This is a genomic window from Streptococcus vestibularis (genome assembly GCF_900636445.1).
Lineage (GTDB): Bacteria > Bacillota > Bacilli > Lactobacillales > Streptococcaceae > Streptococcus > Streptococcus vestibularis.
This window is the reverse complement of record NZ_LR134275.1, coordinates 202,671-219,381: the sequence shown is the minus strand read 5'-3', so window position 1 is coordinate 219,381 and position 16,711 is coordinate 202,671. Positions and strand designations below refer to the sequence as shown.

15 protein-coding genes are annotated in these 16,711 nt (G+C 41.4%); 4 read left to right on the top strand and 11 right to left on the bottom strand.

Annotation, left to right across the window (positions count from 1 at the left end; genetic code table 11):
• Positions 1–6: 6 nt before the first annotated feature.
• Entirely contained in the window at positions 7–2,334 is a 2,328-nt protein-coding gene (gene pbp2a, locus EL076_RS01235; protein ID WP_003095136.1) for a penicillin-binding protein PBP2A, read from the bottom strand.
• 65 nt (positions 2,335–2,399) lie between these two features.
• On the opposite strand from pbp2a, the gene EL076_RS01230 reads away from it, so the two are divergent.
• The 4 genes from EL076_RS01230 to EL076_RS01215 all read left to right on the top strand — a co-directional run bounded on the left by EL076_RS01230 (position 2,400) and on the right by EL076_RS01215 (position 5,054).
• Positions 2,400–3,269, top strand: coding sequence for an RluA family pseudouridine synthase (locus EL076_RS01230; RefSeq protein WP_003095163.1), 870 nt, complete (start codon positions 2,400–2,402; stop codon positions 3,267–3,269).
• A 182-nt stretch (positions 3,270–3,451) separates the two neighbouring features.
• Complete coding sequence (locus EL076_RS01225) at positions 3,452–3,784, top strand: TM2 domain-containing protein (protein WP_003095133.1); 333 nt, start codon at positions 3,452–3,454, stop codon at positions 3,782–3,784.
• Positions 3,784–4,089: a DUF2752 domain-containing protein gene (locus EL076_RS01220; RefSeq protein WP_003098092.1), complete on the top strand. Its 306-nt coding sequence runs from the start codon at positions 3,784–3,786 to the stop codon at positions 4,087–4,089. The genes EL076_RS01225 and EL076_RS01220 overlap by 1 nt, the downstream gene beginning before the upstream one ends.
• Before the next feature lie 101 nt (positions 4,090–4,190).
• Complete coding sequence (locus tag EL076_RS01215; RefSeq protein WP_003095111.1) at positions 4,191–5,054, top strand: superinfection immunity protein; 864 nt, start codon at positions 4,191–4,193, stop codon at positions 5,052–5,054.
• Between the two features lie 78 nt (positions 5,055–5,132).
• Here the strand turns inward: EL076_RS01215 and groL are convergent, their stop codons facing one another.
• The 10 genes from groL to EL076_RS01165 form a co-directional block, all read right to left on the bottom strand.
• The gene (gene groL / locus EL076_RS01210) at positions 5,133–6,752 is read right to left on the bottom strand and encodes a chaperonin GroEL (RefSeq protein WP_003095125.1); all 1,620 of its coding nucleotides are present in this window, start codon (positions 6,750–6,752) and stop codon (positions 5,133–5,135) included.
• A 44-nt stretch (positions 6,753–6,796) separates the two neighbouring features.
• Entirely contained in the window at positions 6,797–7,084 is a 288-nt protein-coding gene (gene groES, locus EL076_RS01205) for a co-chaperone GroES (protein WP_003095068.1), read from the bottom strand.
• 165 nt (positions 7,085–7,249) lie between these two features.
• On the bottom strand, positions 7,250–8,053 hold the full coding sequence (locus EL076_RS01200) for an ABC transporter ATP-binding protein (protein WP_003095020.1): 804 nt from the start codon (positions 8,051–8,053) through the stop codon (positions 7,250–7,252).
• Entirely contained in the window at positions 8,053–9,993 is a 1,941-nt protein-coding gene (locus tag EL076_RS01195; RefSeq protein WP_126428955.1) for an ABC transporter substrate binding protein, read from the bottom strand. Before EL076_RS01195 ends, EL076_RS01200 begins: the two co-directional genes overlap by 1 nt.
• Before the next feature lie 483 nt (positions 9,994–10,476).
• Positions 10,477–12,339 carry a proline--tRNA ligase gene (locus tag EL076_RS01190; RefSeq protein ID WP_126428953.1) on the bottom strand — a complete coding sequence of 621 codons (1,863 nt, stop codon included), beginning with the start codon at positions 12,337–12,339 and terminating at the stop codon, positions 10,477–10,479.
• Positions 12,340–12,409: 70 nt separating this feature from the next.
• The gene (gene rseP, locus EL076_RS01185) at positions 12,410–13,672 is read right to left on the bottom strand and encodes an RIP metalloprotease RseP (RefSeq protein WP_126428951.1); all 1,263 of its coding nucleotides are present in this window, start codon (positions 13,670–13,672) and stop codon (positions 12,410–12,412) included.
• 16 nt (positions 13,673–13,688) lie between these two features.
• On the bottom strand, positions 13,689–14,483 hold the full coding sequence (locus EL076_RS01180) for a phosphatidate cytidylyltransferase (RefSeq protein WP_003095116.1): 795 nt from the start codon (positions 14,481–14,483) through the stop codon (positions 13,689–13,691).
• 12 nt (positions 14,484–14,495) lie between these two features.
• On the bottom strand, positions 14,496–15,245 hold the full coding sequence (locus EL076_RS01175; RefSeq protein ID WP_021143496.1) for an isoprenyl transferase: 750 nt from the start codon (positions 15,243–15,245) through the stop codon (positions 14,496–14,498).
• A gap of 128 nt (positions 15,246–15,373) precedes the next feature.
• Entirely contained in the window at positions 15,374–15,712 is a 339-nt protein-coding gene (locus EL076_RS01170) for a preprotein translocase subunit YajC (RefSeq protein ID WP_117647343.1), read from the bottom strand.
• A 125-nt stretch (positions 15,713–15,837) separates the two neighbouring features.
• The gene (locus tag EL076_RS01165) at positions 15,838–16,554 is read right to left on the bottom strand and encodes a YebC/PmpR family DNA-binding transcriptional regulator (RefSeq protein WP_003095160.1); all 717 of its coding nucleotides are present in this window, start codon (positions 16,552–16,554) and stop codon (positions 15,838–15,840) included.
• Positions 16,555–16,711 lie beyond the last annotated feature (157 nt).

The window sequence follows — 16,711 nt, the reverse complement described above, 5'->3', positions numbered from 1 at the left end:
GACAAGCTATCTGAATAGACCTGATAAGGAGTCTGAAATCTTATCCCATAGACTGCTTGCTTGATCTTTTACATCATTGACAACGTCTGAAGCCTTGTCTGTCCATGACTTGTTACTGCTATTACGAGAGTCATTTGGATCTGCCGTATAGTCTAGTGTTTGACCATCAGCCGCATAGGCATTTTCAACGGTAAACTCATTACCTGGTGTATTTGGCAAAACATCTGCAGCGATATAGCTGAAAATAGTTGAAGCTGTTCCTGAGCTTGCTCCTGTTAAGTAGTGATTCTCGTCAGTCTTATCAAAACCAATCCAAGTCGTCATAACCACATCCGGAGTATAGCCAATAACCCACTGATCACTGGTCAAATCCTTGTTAAATTCAGCCTGAACAGTACCTGTCTTACCTGCCATAGTATAACCTGTGTAGTTGGCATTCACAGCAGAACCATTTGAGAAGGTACCAAGCATCATGCTGGTCATCTGGTTAGCTACTGACTGGCTGATAACACGCTTAGACTTCTTACTATGGGTAGCGATAATGTCACCACTAGCATTTTCAATTTTAGTGATGAAATAAGCCGTATTCATCTCACCACCATTAGCAAAGGTCGCATAAGCCTGAGCCATTTGAAGAGGACTAGCTGTCACACCACCACCAAGTGAAATTCCCAGTTCTTCTGGAACATTGTCAAAGTTAAGACCGAATTTTTGACCGTAACTAATCCCTTTTTGTATACCGATTTGATTAAAGAGGTAAACTGCTGGGATATTGTAGGAGTTGGCCAAAGCTTGATACATGGGCACATCCTCAGTCTCAACACCACCGTAGTTGGTTGGAGTATAGCCGTTATAGTCGATTGGTTTATTTGGAAGGTCCTTATTGATGCTCCATCCTGAAGCCAGAGCTGGGGCATAGACCACTAAAGGTTTAATGGTCGATCCAGGACTACGTTTCCCTTGGGTTGCATAGTTAAAGTTACGGAAGGTTGTATCACTGGTACCACCTACACGACCTACTAGACCACGGACCGCTCCAGTTGTTGGATCAAGCGCCACACTAGCTGACTGAGCTGTACTACCGTCACTTTCTGATGTAGGGAAGAGATAAGTATTTTCATAGGTTTGCTGCATGTTAGCTTGTGAGTTGGCATCCATCTCTGTGTAGATCTTGTAGCCATTTTTAACGATTTCATCCTCACTCAAGCCATAAGTTTTCGTAGCTTCTTCAATGACGGCATCAAAGTAGGACGGATACTTGTAGTCATCGCCAGTCCCTTGATAGGTATCATCTAGGCGACTAGCCATATCAACTCCAGCCGCACTGTCGGCATCTGCCTGACTCAACTTCTTGTCATCAACCATGTTAGAGAGAACAGTGTTTCGACGGTTGGTCGCATTTTGGATATTATCGATTGGGTTATAAATTTCAGGTCCCTTAAGCATACCCGCGAGGGTCGCTGCTTCATCAACAGTTAGATTGGCAGCACTTGTCCCGAAGTATTTTTGGCTAGCATCTTCAACACCCCAAACACCATTCCCGAAGTAGGCATTATTGAGGTACATGGTAAGGATTTCTTGCTTGCTGTATTTCTTGGTTAATTCCAAAGAGAGGAAGAATTCCTTGGCCTTACGAGTGACTGTCTGTTCTTGTGTCAAGAAGGCATTTTTAGCCAACTGTTGGGTAATGGTCGAACCACCACCAAAGCGTCCCATAGATACAATAGCCAGAAGGAATCGCTTGACGTTAACCCCGCTATTTTTATAGAAGGTACGGTCCTCAGTTGCTATGACAGCATTCTCCAAGCTATCACTAATAGCATCTAGTTCCACATAGGTCCCTTTTTGCCCTGACAAAGAACCAGCTTGATTGCCTTCTTTGTCATAGATAACCGTAGTAGCCTTCAAGGCATCTTGAAGGTCTGAAACATTGGTCGTCTTGGCAATATAGAAAAGGTAGGAACCTACTGTCAGAACCAGCACAGCTAGCATGATAAAGAGAATTTTCCCAATATGATAGCGACGCCAGAAACGGCGAATAGGATTTCTTGGCGAAAGCGTAAACTTGCTCAAGAACGCCTGAACCTTACCTAAGGGTTTGGTGGTATCAATAGGTTTCTTTTGCTTAGAACGTTGGTAACGTGACGTCTCTTGACTTTCCTGAGACATATCCAAGTCTTCAACGGCTTGTTCAACCTCATCAGGTTTCTTAGCAAAGAGTCCCTTTATCTTATTTTGTAAATTCTTCGATTTTTCAGCAGGCTGGGAATCCTTACCCTTTCCGCTATTTTCTTCTTTAAAAAGTTTGTTTTTTAGATTATCAAAAAATGTCATAACCTTATTATATCAAGTTTTTACAGGTTCTGTCCTCTTTTAAGTGTTCATGATATAATGAAACCATGACTTTACACGTAGAAATTATCAATCCCTATCCTATAACAACTGTCAAAGAGTTACTAGAAACCAGACTCCTCATTCCTCGTAAGATTCGTCATTTCCTACGCACGAAAAAGCACGTCCTCATCAATGGAGAGACTATTAATTGGCAGAGTCCCGTTAAAGAAGGTGATAGGATTAGCCTGACCTTTGACACAGAGGACTATCCTAATAAAACTATCCCTATGGGAGACGCCAATTTGGTAGAGCCTCTCTATGAGGATTCGCATCTCATCGTGGTCAATAAACCTGAAGGGATGAAGACGCATGGCAATGAACCCACAGAAATCGCTCTTCTGAACCATGTTTCGGCTTATTGTAGACAAACCTGTTACGTCGTTCATCGACTAGATATGGAAACTAGTGGGGCTGTGATTTTCGCTAAAAATCCGTTTATTCTGCCAATCCTCAACCGGCTTTTAGAAGATAAGATGATTCAGCGTCAATATTGGGCATTGACTGAAGGTAAATTCCAAACCAAGGAGACTGTGTACAATGACAAGATTGGACGCGACCGCCATGATCGTAGAAAACGGGTGGTTGATCCTAGAAAAGGGCAGGTTGCCTATACAACCGTCACACGCCTCAAAGCCTTCAAAGGAGCTAGTCTGGTCAATTGCCAACTAAAAACCGGACGGACCCACCAAATTCGGGTGCACCTGGCCCACCATGGGCATGCCATTCTGGGGGACCCTCTTTATAGCCATCGCCCCGCATCTCGACTCATGCTCCACGCACACACCCTTAGTTTCACCCATCCCTTAACACTCGAAAAAGTCACTGTTAAGGCTAAATCAGAAAGTTTCGAACAAGGGTTGAGAAATCACAAATAATAGAAGTAGGCTTATTCTCAAGCATAGTGCGAAAGGATTATCCTAATGATCCTCTAGTTATGACACAGTGGAAGCTTGCAAATAAGTTGCTTTTATTGACTTCGAAAGCCTTGACTACCTTGAATCTCCCTGGACATTATGTTAAGCTTTACATATCATATAAATTAGAGGAGTATTTAATTATGAATCCAGTCGATCAATGGCTAGCAATTAACGTCAAGTATTTCCCAACAGAACAAGTGCAGTACATCCGCCAACGTCTTGAGACACTTCCTGAACAACAACTTTCAATGCTTTACTCAATCAGCTTCCAAGATCCTACAATGATGCTTATTATCTCACTTTTTGGTGGTTCTCTTGGAATCGACCGCTTTATGTTGGGACAAGTTGGTCTTGGTATCGGTAAACTTTTGACATGTGGTGGTTGTGGTATCTGGTCAATCGTTGACTGGTTCCTCATCATGGATGCTACTCGCCAATCAAACGCTCAAAAACTTTTTGCTGTTATTGGGTAATGAAAAACTATTTCACACGCTTGTGGGCCTACCACCAGCGTTTTTTTAGATTATATCTCTTAGTTTTAGTGGCAGTTTATGGAGTCTACCTTTTGCATCTGCCAACACCACTCAGTTTAATCCTAAGACCATTTGGACTTAAGGGTTGGAGCGCAGGCCTAACACGCGCTAGCGTTAGACTACTACACCTAGATTGGCAAGGAGCCTGGGACTATAATCCACTGATATACCCTCTAGTGGTCTACATCTTAACCTATTTCTTTCTCTTTCCCATATTTAGTGATAAGAAGATTATTAGGAAATAAAGCAAACACTCTTATTCGATTCCCATTGCCGTTCCCTTACACTATTGCTATAATTGTAATTATCAAAATTTTTATAATCAAGTTATCTGGAGGTTATACACATGAAGCAACAAGATTGGATCGATTTTTTCCAAGCAGTTAATGGTCGTAATCCAAGTATTCAAGAAATGGCTGAAGCAGCTCAGAAAGGCGAGTTTGTCCGAGAAAGCTCTAAGAAACATAAACAATCTATCGAAGCAAACAAACCTGAAGAAATAGTAGAAACCAAGGAACCCTTGGCACCTGTTGAAGCAACCAAAACTGATGAAACAATAGAAACAACACCCTCTAAAGAAGTCACAGAAAGTGTTGAACCTTCCGTTGAAATCTATGATGTCGCTGAAGAACCCTTAGTTGATTCTAGTATCGATGAAAGACAAACTTTCCAAACTCCTAACCTAGGTCAAGAAGCTCCAACAGCCAACTCTCAAGAACAAATAAATCCAATACAAGACACTACTAATAAGCCTTTAAATTCCTTTGCCGACCAAGCTAATACAAGCTTCCCACAAACAAATACCCCCCTTAACGAGCCTTGGAAAGAGCCAGAAAAGAAATCCCGAACAAACCTCATCATGATAGCCATCGCTACCATCCCAGTTATCCTTTGGGCTCTTGGCTTATTCTTACTTGGAGTTGTTGGAGACGATTTTAGTATGGGCTTGGGTTTGGCATTATGGACTTTGATTGTGGGGCTACCAGTAATCATTATTGACATCCTACCAGCACTTCTAAACAAAACAGACAAGAAATGGCTAATCTTTGTCTTATCTATCCTCCTAAACTGGACTTTCATTGGATGGATCATCTTGCTTATTATTTCTATCAATACGAATAAGGAGGCAGAGCGTATCAAGCAGCAACAAATGATGATGCAGATGTCAGGTAAACAAGGAAGTTCTGATATGTTTAACCCTTTTCACTAATTAACAATAAATAATAGAAAAGAAAACCCAGGAAAAGTTTCTCTCGACTTTTCCTAGGTTTTTTTACTTTCTTAAATCTTAGTAACCCATCATTCCTGGATCCATAGCTGGCGCTGCTGGAGCCTCTGGTTCAGGCTTGTTGGCAACAACTGCTTCAGTTGTCAAGATAAGACTAGCTACTGAGGCGGCATTTTGAAGGGCAGAACGTGTGACCTTAACTGGATCAATGATTCCTGCTCCAACCATATCTACCCACTCACCGTTGGCAGCGTTAAAGCCTGTACCAACTTGGCTGTTCTTCAATTTATCAATGATAACTGAACCTTCATAGCCAGCGTTATAAGCAATTTGGCGAACTGGTTCTTCCAAGGCACGGAGGACAATATTACGTCCTGTAGCGTCGTCACCTTCAAGATCAAGTTCAGCAACCTTAGCAATGACGTTAACAAGGGCTGTACCACCACCTGCTACGATACCTTCTTCAACAGCGGCACGAGTAGCGTTAAGGGCATCTTCGATACGAAGTTTCATTTCTTTAAGGGCTGTTTCAGTGGCTGCACCGACCTTAACAACTGCAACACCACCTGACAATTTAGCCAAACGCTCTTGAAGTTTTTCACGGTCAAATTCAGATGTTGTTGTTTCCAATTGAGATTTAATAAGGTTAACACGGTTAGCAATTGCTTCTGCGCTTCCTGCTCCTTCGACGATAACTGTGCTATCCTTATCCACAGTTACTTTCGAAGCCTGACCAAGTGCTGCCATAGTTGCATCCTTAAGTTCAAGACCAAGATCCTCAGTAATAACAGTTGCTCCAGTCAATATAGCAATGTCTTCCAGCATCGCTTTACGACGGTCACCAAAGCCAGGCGCCTTAACAGCAACAACATTGAAGGTTCCACGAATCTTGTTAAGAACAAGCGTTGGAAGAGCTTCACCATCCACGTCATCAGCAATAATCAAAAGTGGACGGCTGGTCTTAAGCACTTCTTCCAAGAGTGGAAGAACATCTTGGATATTTGAAATTTTCTTGTCAGTCACAAGAATAAATGGATTCTCAAGATCTGCGACCATTTTTTCATTATCAGTAACCATGTACTGAGAAAGATATCCACGGTCAAACTGCATACCTTCAACCACTTCGAGTTCTGTCTCCATACCACGAGACTCTTCAATAGTGATAACACCGTCATTACCAACGCGTTCCATTGCTTCTGAAATGTATTCACCAACTTTTTCAGAGCGAGATGAAACCGCTGCGACTTGAGCAATAGCTTCCTTATTGGCAACTGGTTGAGCAATGGCTTTAAGCTCTTCCACAGCTGTAGCTACAGCTGCCTCAATCCCACGACGGATACCGATTGGATTGGCACCAGCTGTTACATTTTTTAGCCCCTCACGAACAATAGCTTGTGTCAAAACAGTGGCTGTAGTTGTTCCGTCACCGGCAATATCATTAGTTTTTGAAGCCACTTCGCTGACAAGCTTAGCACCCATATTTTCAAAGTGATCCTCGAGTTCAATTTCTTTAGCAATTGTCACACCATCATTAGTGATAAGTGGTGAGCCAAAAGCCTTTTCCAAAACAACGTTACGACCTTTAGGGCCAAGCGTTACCTTAACGGTATCAGCTAAAGTATCAACACCACGAACCATTGCTGCGCGTGCATCTGATGAAAATTTAATATCTTTTGCCATAGTTACTCCTTCTTTATCTTAAATTATATCTGATTAGCGAGGGCCTAAGCTAGGACCGCTAAAATATCTGCTTCACGAATAATTGAAACGGAATCTTCTCCGTCTTTAACGCTGACACCTGCACCATTTTCAACAAGGACCTTGTCGCCTACTGCAACACTAGGTGCAATCAATTCCCCAGTAAGAGTACGGATGCCTTCACCTACTGCCAAGACCTCTGCAGTCTTAGTAGCTTCATGACTAGCTCCCGCCAATACAAAGCCACTAGCTGTTTTTTCTTCTGTTTCTTCAAAACGGACGACAATACGATCGCCCAATGGTTTTAATGCCATACCAATTACCTCCAAATGTTATTTATTATTAGTAACGTGTGAAACGTTATTTTTAGCACTCACGAACAATGAGTGCTAATCCATATATTTATTTTAGCACTTGGTCAAAAATAGTCAAGAAAAAACTACCCAAAATCTGAACTTTGGATAGTTTCTTTTTGCTTATTAACCGAGTACCAAGGCATCGTCATTGAGGACTTGTCCACTATTTTTGTGGAAGAGATCCATAAGTTCTGCAACAGTGAGATTTTTCTTTTCCTCACCTCGCACATCGACGACGATTTTACCATGATAGAGCATGACCAGACGGTTCCCATATTCGATAGCATGCTCCATATTATGGGTAATCATAAGAGTTGTCAACTCTTGTTCTTCAACAATCTTACGTGTCAAATTCATAACCATGTCACTTGTCTTAGGATCCAGTGCTGCTGTGTGTTCATCTAGCAGCAAAATCTTTGGACGAACCAAGGTCGCCATAGCAAGTGTCAAGGCCTGACGTTGTCCACCTGACAAGAAATTAGCATCAGTCTTCATACGATTCTCAAGACCAAGACCAAGATCTACCAAGGCTTCCTTAAATACTTGACGTTCACTTTCAGTAATAGACTTTTTAAAGAAGCTACGTTTCTTACCACGACGATAGGCGATTGCCATATTTTCTTCGATAGAAAGGTTTGTCGCTGTACCCATTCGAGGATCTTGGAAAACACGGCTAATGTCTTTAGAGCGCTCATCTACAGATGCTTTCTTAATAGATTGACCCTCCAACAAGATATCCCCCTCATCAATCCTGAGAACACCAGCAATTGAATTCATCAAGGTTGATTTACCAGCACCATTTCCCCCAATAACAGAGATAAAATCTCCCTGCTCAATGTCGAGATCCAAACCACGAAGGACGTGATTTTCATTGACTGTACCTTTTTCAAAGGTTTTATGAATCTGTTGTAAACTAAGTAAAGCCATTACTTGTCACCTCCTGGAATCAAGGATTTGTTAGGTTTGATTTTCAATTTTTGGCGTACTTCAGGCACATAAAGGATGATAGCAAGCAAGATAGCTGAAGCTAATTTCAGCATTTGAGCATCAACGTTCATGGCAAGGATAATAACCAAGACCAGACGGTAGAGAACAGCTCCTACAACAATTGACCACAGGCGTTTACCAAGTGGTAGATACTTGACGATAACTTCAGCCAAGATAATTGCAGCCAAGCCATTTACGATTGTACCAGTACCCATATTCATATCCGCATAGCCATTATTTTGAGCTAGGAGAGCACCTGATAGGGCAATCAAACCATTGGAAATCATGTAGCCAAGAATCTTCATACGATCAACCTTGATACCATTGGCTTCACCCATGGCAAGGTTATCACCTGTCGCACGAAGGGCCAGACCAACCTGCGTATTAAGGAGGACAACCAACATAAGCACTACCAGACTAACAAAAATCAGTCCTAATAGAATCACACCATTCAGCTTAGATAGACCAAGATCCATCACCATAGTCACCAGCGTGTTATGTCCTGAAAGAGAGACATTGGCACTACCAAGAACCAAAAGGTTAACGGAATAGAGCCCTGTTAAGGTAATAATCCCTGTTAAGAGTGCTGGTATCTTCATTTTCGTATGCATAAAGCCAGACACCGCTCCAGCAAGCATACCAGCAACAAAACCACCTAAAGTCGCAAAGATCGGGTTAATCCCACGGATAATCATGATAGTTGTCGTAGCAGCACCAAGTGGAAAGGCCCCCTCAGCTGTCAAATCAGCAAGGTCCAAAATACGGAAGGTAATGAAGACCCCAATAGCCATAATAGCCCAGAGGAGTCCCTGAGAAATGGCTGTTAACACCACATTTGAAAATCCTTTTTTAGAAGACTTATTGACCTTAAGCTTAATGACACCCTTATCTTTTTTAGCAATTGGTTTGTCATCTTGTGTTGATGCTTTAGATTCCTCGTCACTAATGCTAGAAACATCAATGCCAAGTTCTTTAGCCATGTCATGGTTTACCACAACATTAAGTGTTTTAGGATACTCTGCATCGACATCCTTGACCTTCTCACCTCGGAGAACACGGCCTGCCAACCTACCTGTTTGACGTCCAAGCGCTTCATAGTTGGTTCCGTAAGTGAATAGGACACCTTTTTCTACACTGCCAGCGTCACTACCAACAACTGGAACCTTAGTCTCTTTAGAAAGATCTACCAAGGTATTAATAGCACTAACAATGGTATTATCAGTTGGGATGAAGATGACTTCGGTCTGACTCATCAAGCTCTTGGCTGTATCTTGTATATCATTGGTTGATGAAATTCCTTTGATAACCGTTTCAATACCAGCTTCCTTGAAGTATTTCTTGGCTTCTTCAACCTGAACTTCTGAGTTACGCTCGCTGGTCGTATACATAATCCCAACTTTTTTAGTGTTTGGAAAGACCTTTTTCAACAATTCAACCTGTTTATTGATAGGGGACATGTCACTTGTTCCCGTCACATTTCCTCCAACATTGTCCATAGACTTAACTAGTTTAGCTGAGACTGGATCTGTGACAGCTGTAAAGAGAATTGGCTTGTCCTTTGTCAAACTACTCAAAGACTGAGCTGCTGGGGTTGCGATAGCCAACATGACATCATTATCTTCAATAAGCGACTGAGAAATCGTCTGCAAGTTAGACTGATCCCCTTGTGCATTCTGATAATCGATTTTAATGTTCTTACCATCGACATAGCCTTCCTCTTTGAGTTCTTCAATGAACCCTTTACGTGTCGCTGACAAGGAAGGATGTTCCACATATTGGAGAACACCGACGTGAACTAAATCTTTGTTAGAAGCATTTGAGCATGCAACCAAGATGACAGCTGTTATAACAGCCATCATACCGACCAAGAATTTCTTCATCTTGTATACCTCTATTTTTTTATTCTATCTATTTCCAATTTTCTTTTATGCTTTTTCCGAGACGATAGGGTCAAAAGAAAACTAAAAATAGACCACGGCATGGAAAAACCAGCTAGGACAAGGCCCAACTGGTTCTCTGCATATTGACTAGCACAAACTAGCTTATACCACCGGTTAGACCTATTCATCTAATCGGCTAATCCATCACAAAATGCTTTAGCTTCATAGATACAAACTTATTGACGCCTGTATCTTGAAACACAAACGTCCTATCTAAAGAAACTAAAGTAATAAAAAGCTTTAAGATTTCCCCAGTGGGTGGCTTTGTTAAGCATGTAATGCCTCCGTAGTTAAGATAGATTTAAGTTTACACTATTTAGACAATTCTGTCAAATTGGAATTTATCTCCTTTTTTCTCAATTAATCTTTGTCGTTTAAAAAGAAAAATCTCTTCCCACATCTGCAAGAAAAGATTTTTTAATATTAAGCATCTTGTTCTGTTGTTAAGATAGCAAGTGTTTCAATCAAGTTATCGGCATTAACTTCAATAGTGTCACCAGTTGCCTTGATTTTAACTTCGACAACACCTTCGCTGGCTTTTTTACCAACCGTCACACGAATTGGAAGCCCGATAAGGTCACTATCAGAGAATTTAGAACCAACACGCTCATTACGGTCATCTATCAAAACATCGTAACCTTCAGCTGCAAGAGCAGATTCCAAACGATCTGTCAACGCATTAGCTTCCTCGTCCTTTGTATTAACTGTAATCAAGTGAACATCATAAGGCGCCAATTCTTTAGGGAAGTTAATTCCCCATGCGTAGCGGTATTGACCTTTTGGAGTCTTGTTAACAAAGAGACGTGCATGTTGTTCGATCACAGCTGACAAGATACGGCTAACACCGATACCGTAACATCCCATGATAATTGGAACTGCACGACCATTTTCGTCAAGAACGTTAGCACCCATACTTTCAGAGTAACGTGTACCAAGTTTAAAGATATGACCGATCTCGATACCACGCGCAAATTGAAGGACACCTTGACCGTCTGGCGAAATCTCACCTTCTTTAACTTCACGAATATCCACGTATTCTGCCTTGAAGTCACGCTCTGGGTTAACCCCTGTCAAGTGATAGCCATCTTCATTGGCTCCAACAACAGCATTAGCCACGTCTTGAACCTTACGGTCTGCAATGATACGAACATTTTCAGGAAGGTTAACTGGACCAAGAGAACCGAAGTTAGCACCAAAGACTTGACGCGCTTCATCTTCTGTAGCTGGTTCAAGGAAGTCAACGGCAAGGTAGTTTTTCAACTTCACATCGTTAACTTGATCATTACCAACAAGAAGAGCCACTACTGGTTCGTCATCAGCAGTGAAAAGCAAAGTCTTGATGGTTTGTTCTTCTGGAACATTCAAGAAAGCAGCAACTTCATCAATTGACTTGCAATCTGGCGTTTCAACTCGAGTTACTTCTTCTTGAGTCACAACCTTAGTCGCTGGTGTGTAGGCGTTTGTTGCCATCTCAAGGTTAGCTGCATAGCTTGACTCTGTAGAGTATGCAATCGTATCTTCACCAGATACCAACCACGATGTCAATTCATTCTTGATTTCTTCCATGACATCTTCTGGAATCTCATCCAACGAAGCAATTGACTTGTCAAGAACTACCCAACGGTTGAGGTCTGTACGCTCAGGAGTGACCGCCATGAATTCTTGAGAATCCTTACCACCCATGGCACCACCATCACCGATGATTCCCTTAAATTCAAGGCCAGCACGTGTAAAGATAGCTTCATAAGCCTTACGGTAGTCTTCATAGGTTACATCCAAATCTTCATAGTTTTGGTGGAAACTATAAGCATCCTTCATGATAAATTCACGTGTACGAAGAAGACCGTTACGAGGACGTTTTTCATCACGGTATTTTGATTGGATTTGGTAGAGATTAAGTGGCAATTGTTTGTATGATTTAACCGCATCACGAACCAAGGCTGTAAACGTTTCTTCGTGAGTTGGACCGAGGATAAAGTCAGATTTGTCACGGTTTTTAAGTTTATAAAGGTCTTCACCATAAGTTTCATAACGACCTGATTCACGCCACAAATCTGCTGTCAAAAGCGCTGGCGCAAACATTTCAACCGCACCGATTTTTTCAAACTCCTCACGCATGATGGTTTTAAATTTCTCGATAGCACGATTTGCCAATGGCATATAAGCATAAATACCAGCAGAGACCTGACGCACGTAACCCGCACGTACCATAAGGGCATGACTAATAACTTGAGCATCACTTGGCATTTCACGAAGTGTTGGAATCAACATTTTACTTTGTTTCATTATTTACATACTAAGGAGGCTGGCCCGTGGGTCAAGTCCCTTAGACTTCCTTTCATTTCTTTGTTTCTAATTAAAAGAAAGCACGCATAATATCATTCCAAGTCACTGCAATCATAAGAACAACCATGACCGCAACACCTGCGAGTGTGATATAGCTTTCAATTTCTTGATTAAGTGGTTTACGACGAATAGCTTCAATAATATTCATAACAATTTTACCACCGTCAAGGGCTGGAATTGGAATAAGATTGAAAATCCCTAAGTTGATAGAGAGCATTCCCATAAGGTTAAGAATGGAAATCAAGCCATTTTCTGAAGCCTGGGCAGACATCTGGAACATAGCAACCGGTCCACCAAGTTTATTCAAACTAAAGTTGGTGATAAGCCCCTTAAGTGCCACGAGAATTTTGAAGGCCCCTTCCCAAGCCATTTGGAAACCACCAAAAATCTTATCTTTAAGACCTGTCTTTAAGGCAGGAGAGACACCTAAAAAGTAGCTACCTTGATTCTCCTTAGGTTTAACAGAGACCGTTTCTTCCTGACCGTTACTTCTCTTAACCGTCACAGAAAGGTTGTCACCTTTGGAGAATTTTTGAGTATTCTCTGTCAATGATTCCTTCAAGCTGTCCCAATCCGTAACCTTGTCTTTATTGATAGCCTCGATGGCATCACCATTTTTCAAGCCTGCCACCTGAGCAGCACCTCCATCGGCTACCTGGATACGGTTAGTTGAGGTATCTTGAACACCACCTTGAACAAAGGCTAAGATAATAAAGACAAGCACCCCAAGAATGAAGTTATTCATAGGACCAGCAAAGTTGGTAATTAAACGTCCCCAAATGCTTGCATTTTGATATTGGACATCCTTAGGAGCGATACGAAGTTCTGTACCATCCTCCTCAACGATAGTGGCATCATGGTCAACCTCATAGGTCTTGGTCTCATCTAAGACTAGACCTGTAATGGTTAACTTATCTTCCAAATCATAGGCAGTGACGTTCATAGGCAAAGCCGTCTGGTCAACCTGGCGATCCGAAAGGTTGATACGTCTTACCTTACCATCTGATCCAATCGTTAGACTGGCAGGGCTACCTGTTTTAATCTCAGTTGTATCTTCACCCCAACCAGCCATACGGACATAACCACCCAAAGGGAGGATACGGACAGTATAAACGGTACCATCCTTACCTGTATGTGCAAAAATTTTCGGTCCCATACCAATGGCAAATTCACGCACCAGAATACCTGATCGTTTGGCAAAGAAGAAATGGCCAAACTCATGGAAGACGACAATCACACAGAAAATCAGTAAAAAAGTAATAATAGCTTTCATTTAGACACCACCACCCTTAAAAAAGTCCTAGTAAGTGCATGATTGGGAAAACGAAAATCCAGCTATCACAACGGTCTAATATGCCACCGTGCCCAGGAATAAGGTTACCTGAGTCTTTAACACCAAAGTGTCGTTTAATAGCTGATTCAACCAAGTCACCAAATTGACCGAAAATACTAAAGAGAATCGTACAGATAAGCAACCAGAAGAAACTATGCGGTGCATAGACATTATGATTAATCAACCCAAAGAGTAGTGCTACAATGATTGCTGATAAGATGCCACCAACACTACCTTCAATGGTTTTATTAGGTGATACTTTTGGCAATAACTTGTTTTGACCAAATTGACGACCAAAGAGATAGGCACCAATGTCCGTTGCCCAAACAATGAAGAGGGCAAATAAAACTTTTTCCCAGCTATCCAAACGTGCTGCAATGAGATTTTGGAAACCAAAACCAACATAAAAGGCAGAGGTGATTGGATATACTGCATCATCAAAAGAATAATGGTCGCTATTAAGTACAGTTCCTGCTAAAATCAAAAAAGAAATAATAGCAAAACCTGTCACACTGGCATTTGTCGGAAGACTGATAAAATAATGGTCAATAGGCACTACTAAAATAAAGGCTGCCAACATAGACAAAATACCTTCGATAGAGAAAATCTCCAAGTGCTTCATACGAAGCATCTCAGACACTGCAACCATGGCCATAGCCCCAACCAAAAGCTGGAAAGGAAGACCACCGATAAAGAGTAATGGGAGGAAAATGGCTGCTGCCACACCCCCACCAATTAAACGTTCTTGCATGAGAGGTCCTTTCTAGACACCACCGAAGCGACGGTGACGTTTATTGTAGTCAGAGATGGCTTGACGTAGCCCCTGATGGTCAAAGTCTGGCCAGAAAACATCTGTGAAGTAAAACTCACTATAGGCAGATTGCCAAGGCAAGAAATTACTAAGACGAAGTTCGCCACTCGTACGGATAATTAAATCTGGATCACGATAGAGGTAAGGCAATTTATCAGTCATCAAATGCTTAGCAATGAGATCTTCATCAATAGCTTCAGGACTGAGTTTTCCTGCTTCAACCTCTTTAGCAATCGCTTGAACAGCAGACACAATCTCCGCACGACCACCGTAGTTTAATGCAAAATTGAGTACCAAACCGGAATTGTGTTTCGTCTGCTCTACTGCCTTTTCAAGAGCATCTAAGGTTTCCTTAGGTAGGCGACTATTATCTCCGATTGTCAAAATGCGAACATTGTTTTTATCTAATTCTGGTACATACTTGTTAAAAAATTCGACTGGCAAATTCATGATAAATTTAACTTCATCTTGTGGACGTGACCAGTTTTCAGTTGAGAAGGCATAGACTGTCAATACCTTAACTCCAAGTTGTGACGCTTCGATGGTTACCTTTTGCAAGGCATCCATCCCAGCCTTATGTCCCATCACACGTGGTTGTAGACGCTTTTTAGCCCAACGGCCATTTCCATCCATAATAATACCAATATGGTTAGGAATATTGTCTAGAACCTCTTGATGAGATTTTTTTCTAAATTTAAACATGGAATATCCTCTAAATATAGTTTACCCTTTATTTTACCACATTTTCAGGGGTTCTGAACAGTGTTTAATACCAAGGAGATTAGAAAATGTAAAAAGACCAGGATTTAACCTAGCCTAAAATACACATCTTACTTTTCATCAGCAGACTCAATCGCTGAATCTTCTTCAACAATTGTCTCTTTAACAGTCTCTGCTGTTTCTGTACTTGGTGCTGGTGTGATTACTTTCATGATTGAACGACTCAAATCAAAGGTCAAGAAGACACCTTCTGCATCCAAAACGATACGGTTATTTTCTTTGTCAATCTCATCAACAATAGCAATCAAACCACCGATTGTTTCAACTTCAGCACCCTTATCAAGACCTGCAAAACGATCTTCTTGAGCCTTTGCCTGACGGCGACGGTTGAAAGCCACATAAGCAACAATGGCGACCACATAAATGGCCAAAACTAGCATCATATTCATATTTCGTATTCCTCCAATAATTCACTTGGCTACTACTATATCAGATTAAGTCAGGACAAGCAAGACAAATCCTTAGACAGACCACATAAAAACACTTTCTACAAGACAGAAAGTGTTTAATGAGATTACATATCTGCTACGTTGTGATAAACCTTTTGAACATCATCATCCGCTTCAAGAGCATCAATAAGTCCTTCGAACGTCTCAAGGTCTTCACCTTCAAGAGTAACCTCAGTTTGTGGAATCATTTCAAGTTCTGTCACTTGGAACTCTTCCTGACCGTTAGCACGGAGAGCTTCTAACGCCTTGTGAAGTTCTGTTGGCTCAGTATAAACAGTGATAGCACCATCTTCTGCTTCTACATCTTCAACTTCTACATCAGCTTCAAGCAATTGTTCAAAGATTGCGTCTGCATCTTCACCTGCAAAAACGATAACACCTTTTTTATCAAACATGTATGAAACAGAACCTGATGCACCCATGTTACCGCCATTTTTACCAAAGGCAGTACGTACGTTAGCAGCTGTACGGTTAACGTTTGAAGTCAAAGTATCTACGATAATCATAGAACCATTTGGTCCAAATCCTTCATAACGCCCTTCAACAAAGGTTTCATCGGTGTTACCTTTGGCCTTATCAATGGCCTTATCAATAACATGTTTTGGTACTTGTGCTTGTTTAGCACGTTCCAAAACGAATTTCAAAGCTGAGTTTGACTCTGGATCTGGCTCACCTTGTTTAGCAGCTACATAGATTTCAACACCAAACTTAGCGTAAACCTTTGAGTTGGCACCATCTTTAGCAGTTTTTTTAGCAACGATATTAGCCCATTTACGTCCCATGGGATTCACCTCTTCTAAGAGATGTTCTGACATCTCTGATTTGTTTTTTCTTTTTTGAAAATAGCAGAACTTGCTAAATTCACAGTCCTTTATATTATAGCATTTTGACTGCCGTTAGTAAAATTGAAATAAAGACGAAGTGCTAATAACAGAAAAA

Excerpts from the sequence above, each read along its gene's own strand:
- pbp2a (WP_003095136.1), bottom strand. The coding sequence starts at position 2,334 with ATGACATTTTTTGATAATCTAAAAAACAAACTTTTTAAAGAAGAAAAT.
- EL076_RS01230 (WP_003095163.1), top strand. The coding sequence starts at position 2,400 with ATGACTTTACACGTAGAAATTATCAATCCCTATCCTATAACAACTGTC.
- EL076_RS01225 (WP_003095133.1), top strand. The coding sequence starts at position 3,452 with ATGAATCCAGTCGATCAATGGCTAGCAATTAACGTCAAGTATTTCCCA.
- EL076_RS01220 (WP_003098092.1), top strand. The coding sequence starts at position 3,784 with ATGAAAAACTATTTCACACGCTTGTGGGCCTACCACCAGCGTTTTTTT.
- EL076_RS01215 (WP_003095111.1), top strand. The coding sequence starts at position 4,191 with ATGAAGCAACAAGATTGGATCGATTTTTTCCAAGCAGTTAATGGTCGT.
- groL (WP_003095125.1), bottom strand. The coding sequence starts at position 6,752 with ATGGCAAAAGATATTAAATTTTCATCAGATGCACGCGCAGCAATGGTT.
- groES (WP_003095068.1), bottom strand. The coding sequence starts at position 7,084 with ATGGCATTAAAACCATTGGGCGATCGTATTGTCGTCCGTTTTGAAGAA.
- EL076_RS01200 (WP_003095020.1), bottom strand. The coding sequence starts at position 8,053 with ATGGCTTTACTTAGTTTACAACAGATTCATAAAACCTTTGAAAAAGGT.
- EL076_RS01195 (WP_126428955.1), bottom strand. The coding sequence starts at position 9,993 with ATGAAGAAATTCTTGGTCGGTATGATGGCTGTTATAACAGCTGTCATC.
- EL076_RS01190 (WP_126428953.1), bottom strand. The coding sequence starts at position 12,339 with ATGAAACAAAGTAAAATGTTGATTCCAACACTTCGTGAAATGCCAAGT.
- rseP (WP_126428951.1), bottom strand. The coding sequence starts at position 13,672 with ATGAAAGCTATTATTACTTTTTTACTGATTTTCTGTGTGATTGTCGTC.
- EL076_RS01180 (WP_003095116.1), bottom strand. The coding sequence starts at position 14,483 with ATGCAAGAACGTTTAATTGGTGGGGGTGTGGCAGCAGCCATTTTCCTC.
- EL076_RS01175 (WP_021143496.1), bottom strand. The coding sequence starts at position 15,245 with ATGTTTAAATTTAGAAAAAAATCTCATCAAGAGGTTCTAGACAATATT.
- EL076_RS01170 (WP_117647343.1), bottom strand. The coding sequence starts at position 15,712 with ATGAATATGATGCTAGTTTTGGCCATTTATGTGGTCGCCATTGTTGCT.
- EL076_RS01165 (WP_003095160.1), bottom strand. The coding sequence starts at position 16,554 with ATGGGACGTAAATGGGCTAATATCGTTGCTAAAAAAACTGCTAAAGAT.